The organism is Chitinophaga sp. W2I13 (assembly GCF_050434005.1).
GTDB lineage: Bacteria > Bacteroidota > Bacteroidia > Chitinophagales > Chitinophagaceae > Chitinophaga.
The window spans coordinates 4,207,612-4,225,135 of the sequence record NZ_JBNPWD010000001.1 but is presented as its reverse complement, the minus strand read 5'-3'; the positions used below and the strand labels follow the sequence as shown (position 1 = coordinate 4,225,135).

The window sequence follows — 17,524 nt, the reverse complement described above, 5'->3', positions numbered from 1 at the left end:
ACCTGAATACAGCCGGAGCATGACCCTCCTGTTCTTCAATATACTGCTGGCCCTGGAGATACTGGAAACGGTAAAGGTGTTTGAAAAAAGCCATGAAGTAAAAATCAGGATTATCCTGATGATATGTATGATTGCTGTAAGCCGGAAGATCCTGATGCTCGATATTTTTGAAGGGAATCCTATGTCGGAGATAGTGCTGGCAGCGCTCATGGTCGGGCTCTCCGGTGGATATTACCTGATCAATAAAAAGCCATCTGTCAGATCTGAAGAACAAAACTAGTGGGCCCCGGCCTGTTGCAACAGCTGTACGATCTTTTTATAGCCTCTTTTTTGTGCATGTTGCAAAGCCGTTACACCGTCTTTGTCCGCTATATTCACATGGGCGCCGGCGGCAATCAGCATCTTCACCACCTGCTGATGCGCGGCGCCACCCTGGCCTAGTATCACTGCCTCCAGGAGGGCAGTCCAGCCCAGGCGGTTGATATGATCTACCGGGAAATTTTTATCTGCCAGCAAAATGGCTATCACTTCAAGATGTGCGCGCTCGCAGGCAGGGATCAACGCAGAGCCGCCATAGCGGTTATACACTTTATAATCCGCACCGGGCAGGTATAGTTTTACCAGATCGGTATAGCCCTCCGCACCGGCATACAGGAAAGGGGAGTTCTGCAGGTGATCCTGCGTATTTACATTAGCGCCGGCAGCGAGCAGTAATTTTGCGGCAGCAGTATGATGATGATAAGTCGCCACCATTAACGGCGTACGCCCTTCCGCATCTTTTGCTTCCACCTGTTCGCCCCTGGCAACCGCCGTTTTGATAGCATCGGTATCATTGGCCGCAGCCGCTTTAAAAATGATCATATCACGCATAGTCATCTCCTTTTCTTTTTGTGCACAGGCCGGATGCATAACCCAGAGCAGGCCCAGTAATAAGGTTAGTCGCATTGTCGAGGATTGTTACACGAAAATAAATCAATGCTGTGTTGATAACTGGTGCTATTCATGCATAAAACAGGACTAATTAAAACTACTGTTCTTCTTCCGTCCATTAAAAAGATATATCCGTTCATCTATTTTAAAGCCAAAATCCGGATTTATTTGCTAACTTATTAGTGATTAAATCCGGTAGAAAATGCCACAGGAAAACGACCAACAAAACCATCCGCATAAAAAGGAAAAACATGAAGCCCGCCGCGACTTCCTGAAACAATCCTCCGCGATGATGGCACTGGCCCTCACACCGCCGCTGGTAATGAAAGCAGCGCAACACGATGAAGCCATTGCCGGCATCTTTGAGAAGATGCCGGTTAGCATGGAAATAAACGGAAAAAAAGTACAGGTTACTGTAGAGCCGCGTGTTACATTGCTGGACCTGCTCCGGGAACAACTGGATCTGACCGGTACCAAAAAAGGCTGCGATCACGGTCAGTGCGGCGCCTGTACGGTGCATGTAAACGGCCACCGTATCAATTCCTGTCTCACGCTCGCCGTTATGCAGGAAGGCAAAAAGATTACTACTATTGAAGGCCTCGCCAACGGGGAACAACTCCACCCGGTACAGGAAGCCTTTATTAAGCACGATGGCTTCCAGTGCGGCTATTGCACGCCCGGGCAAATCATGTCGGCGGTAGCCTGTATCCGCGAAGGCCATGCCGGTTCCCCGGAAGAGATAAGAGAATTTATGAGTGGGAATATTTGCCGCTGCGGCGCATACGACAATATCGTTCATGCCATCATGGATGTAAAACAGGGAGGGAAAACAGTATGAACCAGTTCTCCTATGTACGCCCCGCCACTCTGAAAGCAGCCATAGATGCGGTGGCAAAAGATAACACGGCCCGCTTCATTGCCGGTGGTACCAACCTGCTGGACCTGATGAAAAGCGGTGTAATGATCCCGGAAAAACTGGTAGACATTAACCGTTTGCCGTTAAAAGATATCCAGCTAAATGGTAATACCCTGCATATAGGCGCACTGGCACTTAACAGTGAACTGGCCGCACATGAGCTGGTTACCACGCATCATCCGCTGCTGTCGCAGGCATTACTGGCAGGTGCGTCACAGCAACTCCGTAATATGGCTACCGTAGGCGGCAATATGATGCAACGTACCCGCTGCACTTACTTTTATGATACTACCATGCCTTGTAATAAACGCAGCCCCAACAGCGGCTGTGGCGCCATTGGTGGTATCAACCGTATGCACGCCATCTTTGGTGCCAGCGAAAGCTGTATTGCCGTACACCCCAGCGATATGTGCGTGGCCCTCGCCGCACTGGATGCTACCGTACTGGTAAGCGGCCCAAAAGGTAACCGCCGTATTCCTTTCACAGATTTTCACCGCCTGCCGGGTAATACCCCGCAGCTGGACAATAACCTGGCAAAGGGAGAACTGATCACAGCGGTGGAAATTCCTGCTAACGCCTACACGAAAAATGTATACTACCTGAAAGTTCGTGACCGCGCCTCTTACGCATTTGCCTTGGTATCGGTAGCTGCAGCGCTGGATATCAGCAATAATGTAATCAGGAGCGCCCGGCTGGCAATGGGTGGCGTAGCGCATAAGCCCTGGCGGCTATATGAGGCAGAGAAAGCACTGGCCGGTAAAGCGCCCACGGAAGAAAATTTCCGCGATGCCGCCAACATCGCCCTGCAATCTGCCAAAGCATACCAGCATAACCGGTTTAAAACCGGTTTATCTGTCAACAGTATCCAAACCGCCTTACTTAAAGCTGCCAGCGTATGAAAAAGCAACAAACAGGACAGTCGATGGACCGTGTAGATGGCCGCCTGAAAGTAACCGGCGGGGCAAAGTATTTTGCCGACCATCACTTGCCGGATCTGCTGTATGCCGCGCTGGTATGCAGCCCTATCAGCAATGGCACCATTAAGAGCATCAATACTACCAAAGCTCTCAAGGCCCCCGGCGTGCAGGATGTGGTGTCTCACCTCAACGCGCCGCCGGTGCCGGGATACAAGAATTCCGATCCCAACGCGAAAGACGGTCTCAAAATATTCAAAGACAACCGCATCTACTCCAACGGGCAACCCGTAGCCATAGTGATGGCCAATACAATGGAACGCGCCGTATATGCCGCCTCCCTGGTGGAAGTACAATACAACCAGGAAACGCATTATACCGATATGAATGCCAATATGGGCAAAGCCTTTCAGAACAACCGGATGAAAGACTATACACGCGGGGAAGCAGACGCCTGGAAAAAAGCGCCGGTAACCATTGATGCCACCTACAGTCTTCCGCTGGAAGTGCATAATCCCATGGAACTGGCTGGTATTATTGCCCACTGGGATACGCCGGATTCACTGGTAGTGTATGCCAAAACCCAGGGAGTAAAAAATGTACAGGACACCATCAAAAGATTATTCCAATTACCCGAACAGAATATCACCGTGCATTCACAGTTTGTGGGCGGCGGTTTTGGTATGGCACTCCGCGTTTGGCCACTTGAAATAGCCACTATACTGGCCGCAAAAAAAGTGCGCAAACCGGTGAAGCTGGTGATAACGCGTGATCAGATGTTTACACTGGTAGGTTACCGCCCCGCCGCCGTACAGCAATTAAGCCTGGGCGCCACAGCGGATGGTAAACTCACCGGTATCACCCATGAAGCGGTGGCAGTTACCTCTCCTTACGAGGATTTTACCGAAGGCATTGTAGCCATGAGTAAATTCATGTACGCCTGCCCAAACGTAAATACCCGCTATAAACTGGTACCGCTTAATATCAGCACGCCTATCTGGATGCGCGGCCCCGGCGAAGCTACCGGCGCATTTGCGCTGGAATCGGCGATCGATGAACTGTCGTATAAACTCAATATGGATCCGCTGGAGCTCAGAATACTGAACCACGCGGATACCGATCCTGAAAAGAACCTGCCTTTCTCCAGTAAATATCTCCGGGAAGCTTATCAGCTGGGAGCTGAAAAAATTGGCTGGTCGAACCGCAAAGCCGCTCCCCGCAGCATGCAGGAAGACGGTATGCTGGTTGGCTATGGCATGAGCAGCGGTACCTTTGGTGCATTCCGCGGCAAAGCTACGGTGTCGGCTACACTGAAAGCAGATGGTGCGCTTATTCTCCAGAGCGCCGCTGCCGATATTGGTCCGGGTACTGCTACCGCAATGGTACAGATAGCAGCAGATGTAACCGGCATTGCCCCTGCGAAAATAAAGTTCATGCTCGGTGAATCTGCCTATCCATTCGCACCACAGCAGGGCGGTTCTTCTACCGTATCTACTTTAGGCAGCGCGGTAACAGATGCCTGTAAGGCGCTGCAGCAAAAGCTGGCGGACCTTGCCATCAACCATGTGCCGGCGTTTAAAAATGCTGCCCCCGAAACAATTACTTTTGAAGATGGACAACTGCAGAGAGCCGGGCAATCTGAAAAAATTTCTTACGAAACGATCTTACAACAACAACTGCTGCCGGAAGTAAATGTAGTCGCCACTTCGCAAAGCGGGGAAGAAAGAAAAAAATATTCCATGTATTCTTTCTCCGTTCACTTTACCAAAGTACATGTACACCCGGCTACCGGCGTGGTTCGTATAAAACATATTGTAAGTGTGGCAGATGCAGGTACTATTGTAAACGCTAAAACAGCCCGCAGCCAGATGATTGGCGGCGTGGTAGGCGGCATAGGCATGGCGCTCACCGAAGAAGCGGTCATGGATCACCGTTTCGGACGTTTTGTAAACAATAACTATGCAGACTACCACGTTCCTGTAAATGCAGATACACCACCCACCGATGTATATTTTATTAACAAGAAAGATCCTTACATTAATCCGATGGGTTCAAAGGGCATGGGAGAAATAGCGCTGATAGGCTTTGCTGCCGCAGTTTCCAATGCAGTGTACCACGCTACCGGCAAGCGGATACGTGACCTGCCTATCACTCCCGATAAAGTGCTTGATGAGAAAGTATACCAGTTGGAAACGAGAAATAAAATGAATTCATGAAAGAACTGGAAGATATCGTAAAATCATATTATGCTGCCTGCAGCCAGGGCATAAAAACCGCGCTGGCCACCGTGGTACACGTAGAAGGCTCTGCTTACCGGCAACCCGGCGCAAGGATGCTGGTTACAGAAACCGGTGTGCTCACCGGCGCCATCAGCGGCGGCTGCCTCGAAGGAGACGCCCTCCGGAAAGCGCAACTGGTAATGATGCAGCAACAGCCCATGCTGGTAACCTATGATACCAATGATGAAGATGATGCCAAACTGGGCGTAGGACTCGGATGCAACGGTATCATTCATATATTGCTGGAACCGGTGAACGCGGAAGATCCCACCAATCCCGTGGCCATGTTGCAGGAAATAATATCCCATCGCGCATCGGCAGTATTGGTGACCCTGTTCACCCTGCGCCAGCGCAAAGCGCCACAACCCGGTACCTGCCTGGTACTCACCGCCAATGGCCAGATGCAGCACTGCATAACAGACGGCGACCTGCAAAACGCCGTCACCGCAGATGCACATCACGCATTGCAAACACATACGCCTTTTACAAAAACATACCTCTCTACCGGCAACGACTATACGGCACATATAGCTTACATCCCGCCAGCGCCACAACTATTGATCGCCGGCGCCGGCAACGACGTTATCCCGCTGGTAAAAATAGCTGCGCTGCTCGGATGGCACACCATCGTTGTGGATGGCCGCCCCGGTTACGCTACCACTATGCGTTTTCCGGAAGCCACACAGCTGATCACCGCCAAGCCTGCACAAGTGCTCTCCCAGGTACAAACAGATCACTATACCGTGGCAGTGCTGATGACGCATAACTACAACTATGATCTCGCCCTGCTGGCGCAACTGCTTCCGCTGCAACTGCCTTACACCGGAGTACTGGGTCCCGCCAAAAAGCTGCAGCGCATGTTCGACGAACTGGCTGAAAACGGCATCTGCGTTTCCGCGGAACAACGGGCACGTATATACGGACCAGCAGGACTGGACCTGGGTGCAGAAACAGCGGAAGAAATAGCCTTGTCTGTTATCAGTGAAATAAAGTCTGTACTCTCTGCCGCTGCCGCTACATCACTCCGGGAAAAAAGCACTGCTATCCATTCCCGCGAACAACAGATCATCCTTCAACAACAACTATAATGGAAACAACTGGTATCATCATCCTGGCCGCCGGAGCCTCAAAACGACTGGGAACACCCAAACAACAACTTCCCTTCCAGAACAAAAGCCTGTTGCAAAATGTAGTGCATGTTGCCCGCCAGTGTGATATGCCCACGGTGGTGGTGCTTGGCGCCTTTGCCACCCAGATCAGGGAACAGCTTGTGTCAGAAAAAGTACACACCGTGGTAAACCCCAACTGGCCCGCCGGCATGGGCGGCTCTATCCATACGGGATTGCAGCACCTGCTACGTATAGCCCCTCACGTAAGTAATGCTTTGCTGCTGCTGTGCGACCAGCCTTTCATTACCACTGCGCTGCTGGAAGAAATGTTTGCACTGAAAGATGCTACCGGCAAACCCATGGTAGCTTGCACCTATGGCGATGCTACCGGCACACCGGCGCTTTTTGGCAAATCATTCTTTCCACAACTGCTGGCTCTCAATGGCCAGGAAGGCGCCAAAAAAATATTGCTCCAACACAGGGAGCAGGTAGCTACCGTCGATTTTCCACAGGGAGCAGTAGATATAGATACCAATGGCGACTATGAACAACTGCTTACCAGTACAAAATAAACCGCTGTTTCAGGGTACAACTCCAGTATGAATACACCCTTCTATCTGTTACCCAACCGAAGGAACCTTTATGGTACTGTATTACAGGTGCCTGACCGGGTATCGCTTTCTCCTTTCTGAAAAAATATTTTTTGGTAAATAAAATGACATACTTATATTTGTCCACAAGATTGGTAGACTAATAAAAACATACCGCCATGAACACAGATCAGTATTATCTAAAGCTGCGCCAGATAAGCGCATCAACCAACCACCCCGCAATAGCGGCGTCTTATTGTTGTTGTTAATTCCCACTCCCCCCTGCGGCCACCCCACCAATTGCCGCGACACCATTTTCTATTTCAACAACTGATTTAACACTGTTAACAAAAAATTCGTCATGAAAACGACCAACCAACCCGTATTCTCCCTTGCCGGAGGAGTCACTGCAGCGCATCTTGCCTGGTTCCGCACCTATGGCATCATACAGTTCAAAAACTTTCTCGACAAAAGTGCATTGGCAACCGTGCATGAAGAAGTGGAACGTGTACAGGAATTATTGATCAGGAATAACATCCAGAAAGTAAACGGTATTCCGCTCAAATTTGGCACAGACGTGGACGGCAGCCCGCTGATCCAGCGCATCGCCTTCGCATCGCACTACAGCAACGTGCTGCGGGAGCTATTAAAAGATAAAAGACTGCAAACACTCACAGCTTTGCTGGGTCCTTACTCTGGCAGGATCGGTGAAAACGAAAAAGACGGACTGGTGGTAAACCACTACGTCAACACTACGGAGAGCCAGTTTAAACAACTGGGCTGGCACACCGACAGTCCGCGCGATCTGTTCCTGGGCTCACGCATCCTGCCAATGCTCAATGTAGGCATTCATCTCGACGATTGCCCGCTGGACAATGGCGGCCTGAGAGTATTACCCGGCACACATGAACAGGGAATACTGAAGTTATTATTCAGAAAGAAATACTTCATCGATAATAACCCTGATCAAAAAGAAGTAGGCCTTGAAATTGAAGCGGGTGACCTCACGGTTCACGATGGGCGCCTCTGGCACCGCGTACAGCAGTCGCCCTACACCGGCGAAAAAAGCCGCCGGAGAGTGATGTATATTCCTATCATCACCGGCGCCTATCAGCCTAAAACAGCCAGCAGTCCTACTCCGTTTTATCACAAACTGGCACATCTCAAACAACATCTGTATGGTGGCAAACCACAATGGGCACATATAAAAGCCCGGTCCGAAAGCCTCGCAGAAGTAAACACGCCATCTCTTTAAAAATATATTCCGATGTCATACGCATTAATAACCGGCGCAGCAAAAGGAATAGGAAAAGCCATTGCTGCACAACTCGCGGAAAGAAATTATCACCTGTTGCTGGTAGATATAGATGAAAAAAGCCTGGCAGCAACAGCGGAAACACTCGCGGCGCAATATCACGTGAACGTACATACGTTACACCAGGATCTGTCCGCCCCCGATGCTTTATCAAATGTTACAGACTGGAGCTGCACCTGGCATCATTCGCTGACCGTAGTAGTGAATAACGCCGGCTATGGCATCAACGGACAGTTTGAGCAACTCACGCTGCAGGAACAGTTCAACATCATTGATGTAAATATCAGGGCACAGGTAGGCTTATCGTACGCCTATATACCGGTACTGCGGCAATTTTCTAAAGCATACCTGCTCAATCTTGCCAGCACTACCGCCTATCAAACGGTGCCTTATCTCAATATTTATGCGTCTACAAAAGCCTTCGCGCTTTCTTTTACACGCGGGCTCCGGTATGAACTCAGGCATTCCCCCATATCAGTGAGTGCCCTGAGCCCCGGGAGCACCGACACGGACTTTGTGAACCGGGCACGCATGGGTGACTACACCCGCAACATTGCCAACCGCTTCAATATGGCGCCGGAAAAAGTCGCCAAAATTGCGATAGACGGCCTCTTCAAAGGCAAAGCGGAGATCATTCCCGGCTTCACCAATAAATTGAACGCATGGCTGCCAAAATTCTTCCCGAAATTATTTGTAGAGAAAATTGCAGCAGGTATCTATGAACCAAAAGAGAAAGAAGCCGGCACAGTAGCCCTCACCGCATAATACAACCCCATATACATCAGAAAGCGGCATCACGCCTGGTGCCGCTTTCTGATGTATATGGGAACAACATTTGCAGCGCTCTTATTAAAAAATGATGGCAACTGCAGGCATTCATATCGGCACATCCGGCTGGAGCTATAAGCATTGGCGCGAAATATTCTATCCAACAGGATTAAAACCCGTTGACTATCTTCCCTGGTATGCAAAACAATTTAAGGTAACAGAAATAAATACCAGCTTCTATCATCTCCCAAAACCTGCAACGGTAGCCGCCTGGATAGAGAAAGTGCCGGCGCGTTTCCGCTTCTGCCCAAAGATCAGCAGATATATCACTCACGTGAAAAGATTACTGGATCCGGAAGAATCACTGCCCAGGTTCTTTGATATCTTCGATCCCTTCATCAAACACCTCGGACCCGTACTCATCCAGTTGCCCGCAACGGCTGCTTTTGATGCAGAAAGAGCTGATCATTTCTTTAATGTGCTGACTGAAAACTATCCCGATTATCATTTCGCACTGGAAGCGCGACACGAAAGCTGGCTTTCTGAGGAAGCAATGACGTTATTGCGGCAATACAAAATTGCCTGGGTAATTGCACTATCCGGGCGCCGGTGGCCGTTTGCAGAAGCCATAACAGCAAAACATATCTACGTCCGCTTCCACGGACCCGACGGCAAATACGATAAACTATATCCTGAAAAAACAATGGATACCTATGCCGGTAAATTCAAAGAATGGCAACAGGACAAACATACAGTCTGGGCATTCTTTAACAACGACGGGCACGGCTACGCTTTGCAAAATGCGGAACAGGTGATGGCACTACTCAAATAGTTCCTGCTCATCCGTATAATAAGTTTTCCGGCCGCCGCCGGTATCCTTCTTAATAGGAGCACCACCGGGACTCTCCGTTAATTTAGCGTTATGTACCAGCATAAAATCGCGGACCTCGCCATTAATAATATCAGGGTTACTTTTCAGGATTTTCTTTTCGGCTCCTTCGAGTATTTTTTTAACTGATTTCAACAACGCTTTGATCTTTGCCGCCGGTATTTTATTGGCAACAGAAAAAGGAGAGATCTTTGCATCCCATAAAATATCATCTGCATAGGCGTTTCCAATGCCCAGTACATTGTGCTGATCCAGCAAGTATTTTTTGATGGTTATTTTCTTCTTTGCCAGCTGGGCGGTCAGGTAACTTTCATTGAAGTCTTTCGACATCGCATCCGGCGCCGTTTTTTCTTCCGGATCGAGGGTGATATTGGCAGCCGCCTGGAAATCCGTCAAAGCCAGCCCGGTGCCATCGGCAAACAATAATTCTACAATAGTATGCTTCTGCTCATTCTTCTTTTCAAATAAATACAATTTCCCGTGCAGCATTAAATGCATCCCCAGCACATGCCCGTTTTTAAATACAAAATGCAACTCCTTTCCTACCCGCTGTATATGTTCCAGTACCTGCCCTTCCAGGGCCGCCTGCAGGTCTGCCTCTTTGGTATGTAATTTCTTCGCGTTCTTTAGCGTAATTGACTTCAGTTTTTTATGAAGTAGCGCCTTTTCCAGGTTATGCCGGAAGGCTTGCAGATCAGGTAACTCAGGCATAATGAATATTTTTAAGATAAGTTAACGAATATGGAGGAAATAATAAAGGGCCGGCAGCAATAACCGGCCCATTTTTATGGCAGTTTTTTCCTTTTACGAAACAACAAACTAAAGATAAGGATCATAGCAGATCAGCTTTTGCTGATATTGTCCATCATTTAACCAATATTAACCACTTATACATAATTTTCATGTATGTGAACGGCCTGTTAAAATATCCGCTCAGCGGCCTCAGGCGCGGATTTCAGGACTTTTTAAACCTAAAAATCGGTATATTTGCAGTCTATGCCTTTTCTCTAAACCAATAAAACACGGAGTGTGAACATGAAATTGAAGAAAGTGATTAAACCGTTGATTTTTATTATTACCATTTGTCTTTTCGTATTCCTATTTACAAATTTTACAAACCTTACTACTGCCGGAACATCCACCGCGGCTATTAAACCAGCTACCGCTGTAAAAACGGACTCGGTTCAACGGGAAAGTTTATACGACATGATGCGACTGGATACCACCGGTCTTTCCAGGGAGGCGTTTGACAATGCCCTGGTAGGATACGAGCATCTGCAGGAAAACGGAAGGATCAAAAATCCGGATGTGTTGTCTATTATCGACTTCTCCCTGCCCAGCACCAAAAAGCGTTTGTTTGTGATAGACTTGAAGAATAAGCTGTTACTTTTTAATACGCTCGTTTCTCATGGCCGGAACTCCGGTAAGGATATTGCCAATGCTTTTTCCAACAAGATGAACAGCTTTAAAAGCAGTCTTGGTTTTTATGTTACCGGCGATACCTATAACGGCGAACATGGTTATTCTCTCCGTTTGGAGGGAGAAGAAGCCGGCATCAACGATAATGCCCTCAGCAGGGGTATTGTGATGCATAGCGCAAATTATGTGAACGATAACCTCGGTAAATTACAGGGTTATATTGGGCGCAGCCTGGGATGTCCCGCCATCCCCGAAAATGTGCACCGTAAAGTGATCAGCAGCATCAGGAATGGTACCTGCCTGTTTCTTTACAGCCCGGATAAATATTATTCTGCACATACCCGCATTCTTGTAAAAGACAGCACCGCGTCTTAAATTCATTTAAACAGCTTTTCCTTAAAAACGGCGTCATGCCCATATACATCGGAGGCAAAATATAATTTGCCTCCTTCTGTCCATGCCGTGAAATAGGTAATAATCACCGGCACCGGATCTTTCACCGCCACAAACTTTTCCTTTCCGCTGTTCATTGCACTGTCAATTTTTTCGTTGGTCCATTGGGGTGAGTCCTCCAAAACAAACTGCGCCATTTTTACCGGATCTTTCAGTCGAATACAACCATGACTATATGCCCGGTTATCACGGTCAAAAAGACTTTTCTCAGGCGTATCATGAAAGTAAATATTATAACTGTTCGGAAACAGGAACTTCACGCGGCCAAGGGCATTACGTTGCCCGGGGCGCTGGCGGATCACCGGCAACCCGTTCGCCTGCCCTGTTACTTCCATATCTTTCGAGGCCAGGTAGCCCCTGTTACGCTGAATGGCTGGCAGAATTTCCTTTCGCACAATGCTGCGGGGTATATTCCAGTAAGGGCTGAATACCACCTGGTTCAACATTCCTGAAAACATAGTCGTACTGTGTCCTTCTTTTCCCACCACAATATCCATATCGAACAAACGTTTATCCCCCTCCGTTACATGTAGCATGAAAGCCGGTATATTCACCAGGATCAGCTTCCCCTGCGGCTTAACAGGCATCCATTTCATGCGTTCCATATTCAGCAGCAGCGCCTGCATCCGCTCTTCCGCAGAAACGTTCAGTGCATTGATCACTGTATCATTCAATACACCGTTTTGCGTATATCCATTGCTGTTACGGAACGTATTGATGGCAGTTTCCAGTTCATCATTAAATACATCGGTGCTGTCATTTTGCTTCAGCTCCCCGGTTATCTGCAACCGTTTTTTTACGGCTATAATTTCGGGAGATGATTGCCCCTTTTTTAACCCCTTCTTTATCACGGGCAATGGTTGCCAGCCACCATTTTTTACATACTCCCGGTAGGCTTTGAGCGGTTCCTTCATGGGGGCAACTGCCGGAAACATTTTATCATTGGTTTTAAGCATGGAGTCAGCCAGTTCCATCACGGTGTAGCGCTGCGCTGGTATCATATGTTCAAGCTGACCAATACTGCCGCCGGTTTCCCTGAAATAATTGATGAGCCGCCAGGTAAGCTGCAATTCCGTTTTAATGAATTCTTTGTCTGTGGCGCTCACCACCAGGCTGTCTTCATCCATAAGGGCGTTCAGCCGCTTATCAAGCGCCCGGTTGCTGGTACTATCGTTACTGTAATTGTACAGGCTCCGGAAGGCGGCGGCTTGTTCTACAGGCCCTTTACTGTCGAACCAGGCAAACTCGAAATTACGTGCATTATAAAAGCTGCGTAACCGGTCAGCAATGGTATCGTTCAGTTTTTCTGCAGTGATGAATGCGGCTATCGCCGAACTGTCCAGGAACAGGTCGTTATAGGCATTTTCAGGGGTAATCCCGGCGTTGCGGGGACTAATGTGTTCAGCAGACGTGGCTGGCGCAGACGGGGAGTTACAGCCATTGAGTATGTATGCAAACAATGTAATCAGTAGTAGCCTTTTCATACTGGTCTACTATCAAATTAGAAGCCGGTTGCCAGATGCCATGCTACAGCGGCAAAAGGAAGAGCGGACGTAGCCGCGACGGAACAAACTGTGCATATAGCTCAACAAAAAGCCCTCCCGAGGATACCAGGAGGGCTTTCTCACGAAAATATCTGTGTTAATTTTTTAGTCCCAGGTATTGCTGTACTGACTTATAATTCTTCCAGTCCACTCCACTGGCGCTACGGGCAGCAACGCCGCCAGGAACCAGCACATAACGGAACTGCTGGATCACTTTTTCGCCGGGGTAATTGCCCGAGCTGAGATCATGACTGGCCAGGATAACGATTCCTCCTTCGGAGGCGCGGAAACTTACAAACAGGTAGGGGTCCACGTAAGGCAAAGGCACGATATAAGGTGCATCGGCCGAATCAATGTTGAAATAAACATTTATGACGCCTTTGGATAGTATCTCCTTGGTCAGTTTGGGAATTTCTATGGCGCCAATAAAGCCATCGCCGGTTGGCACGCCATTTTCATCCCGGATACTATCAAAAGCAACGTTGAGCCAGTCCGAGTAGATCACATTGGCCACACCGGTATCACCTTTGGGGCCACCGGGGCCGGCAGGACCGGCGGGGCCCCCTGGACCAGCAGGGCCAGGATTTCCGGCAGGGCCCTGGGCTCCGTCTTTGGAGCAGGCAGCAAAAGCCAGAATTACAGCAAATAAGCACATCAGGGGCAGGTGACGGGAAGAAAATTTCATAAAGGAAGATTTTGGATGATTTAATATAATTAATGATATGTGGAGATGCAAGGCAACGGGATCTTTAACACGTTAGTCAATATACAAAAAAACAAACAACAAAAATGCGATAATTTAGTTCAGGTAGCCCTCCATAACTTCCTGCCCCTGGCTAAAACAAAATCGCTCTTTGTTGGTTTAAATACAATAGACCCTTTTTATCATCTGAACCATTTCTTTAATAACCTATAGTTAAAATATGACCGTGCACCGCAAACTCTGTGTAATAATACCTGTACATAAGTCCGTGTTGTCCGAGGAGGAAACGTTATCGCTACACGCTTGCTACAGGCATTTAAAAGCATTCGACTGTTTTCTTGTTTTCCCGGAAGGCTTGCCCGTCGACCTCTTTCTCGCAATTCATCCCGGGCTCATCCCAAAACCGGTAGCTCCGTCATGGCTTTCTTCTCTGGCAAACTATAACCGGATGAAATTATCTGTTCCGTTTTACCAGCAATTTGCTGACTACGAATTTATGATGACCTACGAACTGGATGCTTATATCTTCAGTTCCAAAGTACACGAGCATCATGGATTCGATTTCGATTTTATAGGAGCGCCTGTTTTTGAGGGATACCTGAATGCAACACCGGATGCACCATTCCATGGTGCGCTTAATTCCGGTTTTTCTATCCGGAATATACAGTCATGTCTTAGCGTGCTGAAATTACTTAGAAGATATAGGCTAAGATGGAAGTTCTACCATTTTATTTATGCCAACTGCGCCGCTTTACGGAAAAGAATAAAACAGGATCAGGACGCTATCTTTTTTAATATCCATCTTAAAAAATATTATACCGGGAAAAATTTTAATGAAGATATGATCTGGACGCAGGTAGTTCCACTCCTGGATCCCTCATTCAAAACAGCTCCGCCGGAAACCGCCGCTGCATTCAGTTTTGAAGTAAATCCAGAACGGCTGTATGAATTAAATAACGGCAGGTTACCACTCGGATGCCATGCCTGGTTCAGATTTCCTTTCTGGAAAGAACATATAAAGAAGATAACTGTGCACTGATCAGTTATCCTTGTTTACCATGCATCATTTTATTAAATTTACTATACATCTATTTATCAGGTATGGCCAATTATCATGTGCAATCACCTGTCCTATTATTATCCTTCAACCGACCTGATACTGCCTTAAAAATATTTGAACGGGTAAGAGAAGCCCGGCCCGCTAAGTTGTATATCGCTGCAGACGGACCACGAGCCGGTGTAGAAAAAGATACACAGCTATGCCGGGAAACAAGAATGATTTATGACCAGGTAGATTGGGACTGCAGCGTGCACAAACTATTCAGTGAAGAAAATAAAGGTTGCAAGGTTGCTGTAGCGGAAGCTGTGACCTGGTTTTTTCAACAGGAAGAGGAAGGTATTATCCTGGAAGATGATTGCCTGCCCACCAACGACTTCTTCTACTTTTGCGATCAGCTGCTTCCCCGGTACCGGCACGATACCCGTATGGTAAATATCACCGGTACCAATTTGCAGATGGGAAAAAAGTGGGGAAACGGCAGCTATTATTTCTCACAATACAGCCACATCTGGGGATGGGCAAGCTGGCGGCGGGCATGGGAAGCATACGACATCGACCTGGAACACTATAACGAAAAAGACGCCGTTGCTGTACTGGAAAATATCTTTAGTGATCAGTTCCTGATCGATGGATGGATCGAAATCTTTCAAAAATTAAAAAGAAAAGAAATAGATTCCTGGGACTACCAGTTTAACCTGATTAACTTTTTCCGGAATGGACTATGTATTACACCAAATGTAAATCTGATCAGCAACTTAGGGTTCAGGCCGGATGCCACCCACACTTATAATGTCCCGGAAGATCACGCCAATTTACCGGCGGAACAACTGGAAAAACCTTTGGTGCATCCTTTGCATTTTACGCCGGAAAAACGCGCCGATTATTATTTTTTAAGCAAAGACTTTAGGCTCGAAGAGAAATGGCAAAAAGTAAAAAAAGAGCAACTGCTGAGAAGACGGTTTAAACGGTGGGTAAGAAGTCTTTTTAAATAAATCATCCTCAAACGTCCAGCAGTATGTTTAAAAAAATGATAGAAAAATCTGCCCTGAAAAAGATCCACCCCTATTACGAAATAGATGGATGGCTAACCGAACGGGAAGCACTGGGGCTGTTCCTTACCGCACGCAAATTGCGTCGCGATGCGGTAGTGGTGGAAATTGGCAGCTGGCAGGGCAAAAGCACTTACTGCATTTCAAGAGGACTCCGGTCAGGAAAAATCTATGCGATTGATCCATTTAATGCAGACGCAGGGTTCGACCAGGGAAGCCGGAAAGAATATGCAGAAAAAGGCGCCACTACCGATCTTTTGATCCGCTTTACGGAAAATATGGAACGCCTGTCTGTTCATGATAAAATCATCGTGAAGAAAGGCTACTCATATGAAATGCACAACGATTTTCAAAAGATCGACTTCCTCTTTATCGATGGCGACCACTCCATCGCAGGATGCAGATCGGATTTTGAATTATACGCCTCTAAAGTGGTAAGAGGCGGCTACATCGCTTTCCACGATTACTACCCGGACCGGGATGAACTGGGACCTACTTATGTAATCCAGAACCTGGCAGGCGACCATTTTAATTTTTCCAGGCAATATGACTCGTTATGGATTGGAAAAAAACGATAGATTATTCGCTGGTCATATGCACCTTTAACCCGGACGAACGCATCCTGCAACGTTGCCTGGAAGCAGTATACCGCCTGGACACTACCGGCATTTCCACCGAAGTTATTTTAGTGGATAATAACAGCGATCTCCCACTCCACCAGCAATCATATGTAAAGGAGTTTGAAGAAAAGATCCCCGGCATGCACCTCCTCCTGGTACCTGAACAGGGCGTAAATTATGCACGGATGGCGGCCATAGAAAAAGCCGCTGGCAACTTTATCGTATACTTTGATTACGACAATGAACCGGAAAGGGATTACCTCCGGGAACTAAAAAAACTAAACGAACAATTCCCTAACGTGGCAGCCTGGGGCCCTGGCAAGGTGAAGGTGGATTTCATTGACGGCGTAGATGCTGCCATTATGCATTTTGCCAGCATGGCCTTTCAGCAACGGGAAGAACAAACGGTAAGAACCGCACGCGAAACTTCATGGCAATCCTGTTATCCTTTTGGTACCGGTCTTTGCACCACCGCTTCCCTGTTAAAAGAATTTGTGCAGCTGGCCCGCCAGGGACGCTTTACCGCCTCGGGAAGAAAAGGGAATAAACTCAGCAGCGGAGAAGATACCCAAATGGTACTACACTGCATCAGCAAAGGATACGAGGCAGGCGTATCCCCCGCCCTGAAACTTACGCATATCATACCCCGCAGCCGGGCCAACAGCCAATACCTTCAACGCTTGCTGTATGGCACATTTATCTGTTATGAAACCTGCCTGTTACAGGTATTCCCTGAACAAAAAAGATCGCTCGAACAAAAAATAATGCCGCGATGGAAATTCTCCCGGAAATCCCTGAAGAAATTCATCAGGGCCCGGTGGAGTAAAGATCCGCACAAGTTGTTTGACCTCGTGGAATTCATTGCCACCAATGCGGGCACCTATACCGCACTGGATAAACCAATACCGTTGCCGGTAAACCAGATAGTAAGGATACTAAAAGTGGAGTAGCTTAAAAATAATTATC

At 47.8% G+C, this 17,524-nt stretch carries 18 protein-coding genes; 14 read left to right on the top strand and 4 right to left on the bottom strand.

The features are described from left to right. Positions 1–19 precede the first annotated feature (19 nt). Positions 20–280, top strand: a complete 261-nt coding sequence (locus QFZ48_RS17665) for a phosphate-starvation-inducible PsiE family protein (protein WP_429063105.1) — start codon at positions 20–22, stop codon at positions 278–280. On the opposite strand, the gene QFZ48_RS17660 is transcribed toward QFZ48_RS17665, so the two are convergent. Next, positions 277–945 carry an ankyrin repeat domain-containing protein gene (locus QFZ48_RS17660; protein ID WP_429050751.1) on the bottom strand — a complete coding sequence of 223 codons (669 nt, stop codon included), beginning with the start codon at positions 943–945 and terminating at the stop codon, positions 277–279. The genes QFZ48_RS17665 and QFZ48_RS17660 overlap by 4 nt on opposite strands. 187 nt (positions 946–1,132) lie before the next feature. Between QFZ48_RS17660 and QFZ48_RS17655 the strand changes: the two genes are divergently transcribed. The 8 genes from QFZ48_RS17655 to QFZ48_RS17620 all read left to right on the top strand — a co-directional run bounded on the left by QFZ48_RS17655 (position 1,133) and on the right by QFZ48_RS17620 (position 9,653). Next, positions 1,133–1,768 (top strand): 2Fe-2S iron-sulfur cluster-binding protein, encoded by a 636-nt coding sequence (locus QFZ48_RS17655; protein WP_429050752.1) that lies wholly within the window; start codon positions 1,133–1,135, stop codon positions 1,766–1,768. Then, complete coding sequence (locus QFZ48_RS17650) at positions 1,765–2,745, top strand: FAD binding domain-containing protein (protein WP_429050753.1); 981 nt, start codon at positions 1,765–1,767, stop codon at positions 2,743–2,745. Before QFZ48_RS17655 ends, QFZ48_RS17650 begins: the two co-directional genes overlap by 4 nt. Next, entirely contained in the window at positions 2,742–4,976 is a 2,235-nt protein-coding gene (locus tag QFZ48_RS17645; protein WP_429050754.1) for a xanthine dehydrogenase family protein molybdopterin-binding subunit, read from the top strand. The genes QFZ48_RS17650 and QFZ48_RS17645 overlap by 4 nt, the downstream gene beginning before the upstream one ends. Next, the gene (locus tag QFZ48_RS17640) at positions 4,973–6,127 is read left to right on the top strand and encodes an XdhC family protein (RefSeq protein WP_429050755.1); all 1,155 of its coding nucleotides are present in this window, start codon (positions 4,973–4,975) and stop codon (positions 6,125–6,127) included. The genes QFZ48_RS17645 and QFZ48_RS17640 overlap by 4 nt, the downstream gene beginning before the upstream one ends. Further along, a complete protein-coding gene (locus QFZ48_RS17635) occupies positions 6,127–6,720 on the top strand; it encodes a nucleotidyltransferase family protein (RefSeq protein WP_429050756.1) in 594 nt (197 codons plus the stop codon). The genes QFZ48_RS17640 and QFZ48_RS17635 overlap by 1 nt, the downstream gene beginning before the upstream one ends. 379 nt (positions 6,721–7,099) lie before the next feature. Continuing rightward, positions 7,100–7,993, top strand: a complete 894-nt coding sequence (locus tag QFZ48_RS17630; protein WP_429050757.1) for a phytanoyl-CoA dioxygenase family protein — start codon at positions 7,100–7,102, stop codon at positions 7,991–7,993. A gap of 12 nt (positions 7,994–8,005) precedes the next feature. Beyond that, positions 8,006–8,818 (top strand): SDR family NAD(P)-dependent oxidoreductase, encoded by an 813-nt coding sequence (locus tag QFZ48_RS17625; RefSeq protein WP_429050758.1) that lies wholly within the window; start codon positions 8,006–8,008, stop codon positions 8,816–8,818. Positions 8,819–8,909: 91 nt separating this feature from the next. Further along, positions 8,910–9,653, top strand: coding sequence for a DUF72 domain-containing protein (locus QFZ48_RS17620; protein WP_429063104.1), 744 nt, complete (start codon positions 8,910–8,912; stop codon positions 9,651–9,653). Here QFZ48_RS17620 and QFZ48_RS17615 read toward each other — a convergent pair. After that, the gene (locus QFZ48_RS17615) at positions 9,642–10,421 is read right to left on the bottom strand and encodes an Fpg/Nei family DNA glycosylase (protein WP_429063103.1); all 780 of its coding nucleotides are present in this window, start codon (positions 10,419–10,421) and stop codon (positions 9,642–9,644) included. The two genes, QFZ48_RS17620 and QFZ48_RS17615, sit on opposite strands and share 12 nt — an antisense overlap. Positions 10,422–10,745: 324 nt before the next feature. Between QFZ48_RS17615 and QFZ48_RS17610 the strand changes: the two genes are divergently transcribed. Continuing rightward, positions 10,746–11,504: a murein L,D-transpeptidase catalytic domain family protein gene (locus tag QFZ48_RS17610; protein WP_429051608.1), complete on the top strand. Its 759-nt coding sequence runs from the start codon at positions 10,746–10,748 to the stop codon at positions 11,502–11,504. A gap of 2 nt (positions 11,505–11,506) precedes the next feature. On the opposite strand, the gene QFZ48_RS17605 is transcribed toward QFZ48_RS17610, so the two are convergent. Then, positions 11,507–13,066 (bottom strand): L,D-transpeptidase family protein, encoded by a 1,560-nt coding sequence (locus tag QFZ48_RS17605; RefSeq protein WP_429063102.1) that lies wholly within the window; start codon positions 13,064–13,066, stop codon positions 11,507–11,509. 157 nt (positions 13,067–13,223) lie between these two features. Continuing rightward, positions 13,224–13,811 carry a hypothetical protein gene (locus QFZ48_RS17600; protein ID WP_429050763.1) on the bottom strand — a complete coding sequence of 196 codons (588 nt, stop codon included), beginning with the start codon at positions 13,809–13,811 and terminating at the stop codon, positions 13,224–13,226. A 238-nt stretch (positions 13,812–14,049) separates the two neighbouring features. Between QFZ48_RS17600 and QFZ48_RS17595 the strand changes: the two genes are divergently transcribed. The 4 genes from QFZ48_RS17595 (at position 14,050) to QFZ48_RS17580 (ending at position 17,508) form a co-directional block, all read left to right on the top strand. Next, positions 14,050–14,868 (top strand): DUF5672 family protein, encoded by an 819-nt coding sequence (locus tag QFZ48_RS17595; RefSeq protein WP_429063101.1) that lies wholly within the window; start codon positions 14,050–14,052, stop codon positions 14,866–14,868. Between the two features lie 62 nt (positions 14,869–14,930). Next, a complete protein-coding gene (locus tag QFZ48_RS17590) occupies positions 14,931–15,881 on the top strand; it encodes a hypothetical protein (protein ID WP_429063100.1) in 951 nt (316 codons plus the stop codon). Between the two features lie 23 nt (positions 15,882–15,904). Further along, positions 15,905–16,516: a class I SAM-dependent methyltransferase gene (locus QFZ48_RS17585; RefSeq protein ID WP_429050766.1), complete on the top strand. Its 612-nt coding sequence runs from the start codon at positions 15,905–15,907 to the stop codon at positions 16,514–16,516. After that, positions 16,495–17,508: a glycosyltransferase gene (locus QFZ48_RS17580; protein ID WP_429050767.1), complete on the top strand. Its 1,014-nt coding sequence runs from the start codon at positions 16,495–16,497 to the stop codon at positions 17,506–17,508. The genes QFZ48_RS17585 and QFZ48_RS17580 overlap by 22 nt, the downstream gene beginning before the upstream one ends. The last annotated feature ends 16 nt before the right edge of the window (positions 17,509–17,524 follow it).